The organism is Pelovirga sp., assembly GCF_059864205.1.
This window is the reverse complement of record NZ_JCBCBS010000004.1, coordinates 1-2,987: the sequence shown is the minus strand read 5'-3', so window position 1 is coordinate 2,987 and position 2,987 is coordinate 1. Positions and strand designations below refer to the sequence as shown.

At 46.1% G+C, this 2,987-nt stretch carries 3 protein-coding genes; all 3 read right to left on the bottom strand.

Annotation, left to right across the window (positions count from 1 at the left end; translation table 11 throughout):
• Positions 1-410, bottom strand: a 410-nt coding sequence (locus tag AC6F7T_RS00230) for a hypothetical protein (RefSeq protein ID WP_500715934.1), incomplete at its 3' end; no start/stop codon positions are given.
• Positions 401-1,708, bottom strand: a complete 1,308-nt coding sequence (locus AC6F7T_RS00225; protein WP_500715933.1) for a DnaB-like helicase C-terminal domain-containing protein — start codon at positions 1,706-1,708, stop codon at positions 401-403. The genes AC6F7T_RS00225 and AC6F7T_RS00230, both read right to left, overlap by 10 nt.
• Positions 1,701-2,441, bottom strand: a complete 741-nt coding sequence (locus AC6F7T_RS00220) for a hypothetical protein (protein ID WP_500715932.1) — start codon at positions 2,439-2,441, stop codon at positions 1,701-1,703. The genes AC6F7T_RS00225 and AC6F7T_RS00220 overlap by 8 nt, the downstream gene beginning before the upstream one ends.
• Positions 2,442-2,987 lie beyond the last annotated feature (546 nt).

Genomic DNA, 2,987 nt, shown 5'->3' with positions numbered 1-2,987 from the left:
TCCTTTATTTCAATCACGCTGGCATCGTGCATTTCGGCGGCGATTGCCCTCATCGCGTCCGTCCACGTTTGCGGGAACCATTCCGCCATACGGTGGGGGAAGTGTTTCTCAATAATTGCCGAGAATGTCTCAAAATCAATGACCAACTTTCGGCGCGTCCATGTTCCCTCCTCCCACTGTGCCACGCTGGAAATGTGCACCGCGTCAGTGTGCTTTCCCCTTGTGGCGGAGATAAGGCCGGGAGTGCCGCAAATGATCACCGTTCCCAACTCACCTTCCACCTTGGCGATAACATCACGGTTTTGTAATTCCAGCATGGCCCCGGAAAAATTATACCCGGCCAGGTAGTGGGGCGGGGCTTCCTGCCAACCATCTGAGCGCTTTATGCTGATGTGCATGGTCATACCCATGATGGTATATCTCCGTCGTCTTTCATTATTGGTTCATTCTCTCCAATAAATCGCACCCTCGATCCTACCCAAACCGCCTTGACTGACACGTTGCGCTCCCCTTGTCTCTGTTTTCCTATCACGATTTCTGCCACGCTTTGGTGGAGCTGTGTGCTGTGGCTTCCGTCCTCAATCTTCTGTTGACATTTTTCGCAGTTGGCATGCTCGCGGTAAGGGAATAGAATGACATCGGCGTTGTTCTCAATCATCCCAGACCCTCTAAGGTCAGTCATGCGCGGCTTTCGGTTCGCTTTGTCGGATTCACGGTTTAGCTGTGATAGACAGAGAATGCAGATGTTCAGCTCTTTGGCAAGATGCTTTAAACCTGTGGTGATAATGTCCAGTTCCTTGTTTTCTTTGTCCTTGTCATATTTCATCAGTTGGAGGTAGTCGATCAAGACTAAATCTATTCCGGCCTTTGCCGCCGTCTTCACCTTGCGTGTGAGTTCTGACAGGCTGATCCCGGCTGGGTCATCCATGAGAATGTTCCATTTCGACATTTCAATAATCGAGTTATGGAGTTTTTTATATTGCCCGTAGTCAAGGCGGCTGGCGCGGATCGCCCCCATCGGGACAGATGAATGAGAAGCAACTGAACGGCGGAGAAGTTGGTCAATGGTCATTTCACAAGAGAAGCACAGAGCTTTAAACCCCTTGGTTGCGGCACTCTCCATTGCTCCCATCGCAAAGGCTGTTTTCCCCATCGACGATGGAGCGGCGACGATTACCAAATCGCCTTTGTGCATCCCTTCAGTCACCGCATCGAGTTCAGCTATCCCATAGGTCATCCCCATGATCCCCTCTTGCGCCCGCTGTAATTCCATCGTTTCAACAAGTTTCCTCAAACCTTCTTTTATATGGATCGGAGCGGTCTTGTCTTTGTTCGTGAATGAGTTATTAAAACGCTCAATAAGAGAAAATGATTCTTCTGGATTCGTTGTCTTGCTCAACTTTTGACCTAGATATCGGATCTTTCGGATAGCTCCCTCTTTTTCGAGATTGGCAATATGTTGCGGAAGATATATTGCTGAAAATTCGCACTCAATCCACTCGTTGACTTTTTCGGTAGGCAATCCTATTGCGGCGGCAGCTGAAACAGGGTCGGCTCCCCCATGTTCGACAAGGTAAACAAAAGCTTTCCTGTAATATCCGGTGAACCATTCCTCACATACAGCTTCATCGACTTCAGCAATCCGTTCAGGGTAGAGGAGTAGTAGTCCAATAATAGCCGCCTGTGTCTGATCGATTTTTTCACTCATATCTCGCGGCCTGTTCCTCGTAGCGTCTCAGGGTTTCTAGTGTGCGGCGTTCGGCTTCGTTCTTTGGGATGTAGACGCTACCAACTGGGGCGGGGGGCGCTTCTACAATTTTGTGCCGTTCCTGTATTCCGCTGAAATCGCGCTTTATCCAGTTGACGATTGCCGATTGCCAAGATGCCATTTTCTGGCCTCCCTTCAATTTCCATCCGGTAGATTGGAAGTGGTGATAAAAGGCTTCTGACTCATCGGCGGCATTTAGGTGTAAAAAATGATTCCTTGCCTCTTCAATCGTTGGTGGTGTGAATCGACCCGCTTTAGATTCTTTCTTTCCATTCTTTAATTCTTTAACTTCTTGTATAGTGTTCATTTGTTGTTCATTTGTTGTTCGTTTGTTGTTCGTTTGTTGTTCACTTTCCTGATACATTGACCAGTTACATATTGTTATTATTGAGTATTTGCTGTTCGTTTGTTGTTCGATCTGCTGTTCACTTTTTAGTAGTTCAAGGATTCGATAGACTTTTGACTCATTTATGCCCGTAGCTTCTGATAGTTTCTTCCTGCCAGTGACAAGCTGACCAGGCAGGAGATTAATCACGGTTGTTTTGTAGGCCGTTTTTCTCTCAGATCTTGATGCTTTAATAAGTAAATAAATAAAAAGGTGAACGGCTTCGGAGTTCATAAAAATTGGAGAATCTTCAAGTTTTCTCCACAATTTAATATAGCCACTTTTCATATATAAAATCTCCAATATTGCATAAACACTGGCAACAAAAAACCCCAAACCGTGACGGGGAAGCGTCACTAATTCGGGGCTTTTGCACTACTACTAAAATTGTACTCAGACCGGCTCTTCCCAGCAAGTCAGCGCTTCAATTTGAACCAAACTTTAAATCGTAACATCGACCATTACATTGTAAAGTGTGCCGCTGTTATTTCCCTCTAATCTACACCTATGCTTTCACTGTGTCAATAATTTTATTTACTACGATATGAAACTTTAAGGGGATACTGGAAATAGGCAAAATTTTTTTATGGTATATTCCCGATTACGCTCGCAGCCCAAATAAGATATTCTACGGCCTCCTCTTTGTCGCGCCAGCGCCGTTCATTGAGGGAAAAAAGGATATATTGCCGATCATGTTGTACCTCTTGGGTAATCTCTATCGACTGATAGCTCTCTGGCGTTGTTCCGCGTGTTGCGGTGTATCGTCTCTCCGTGAGCTCTAACATTCTGCCTCCCGTAGCATCTTGCGGCAAATCGCCGCGAATTGGTTAATTT

Bases quoted from the DNA above. Each gene is read 5' to 3' on its own strand.
- AC6F7T_RS00225 (WP_500715933.1), bottom strand. From the start codon at position 1,708: ATGAGTGAAAAAATCGATCAGACACAGGCGGCTATTATTGGACTACTA.
- AC6F7T_RS00220 (WP_500715932.1), bottom strand. From the start codon at position 2,441: ATGAAAAGTGGCTATATTAAATTGTGGAGAAAACTTGAAGATTCTCCA.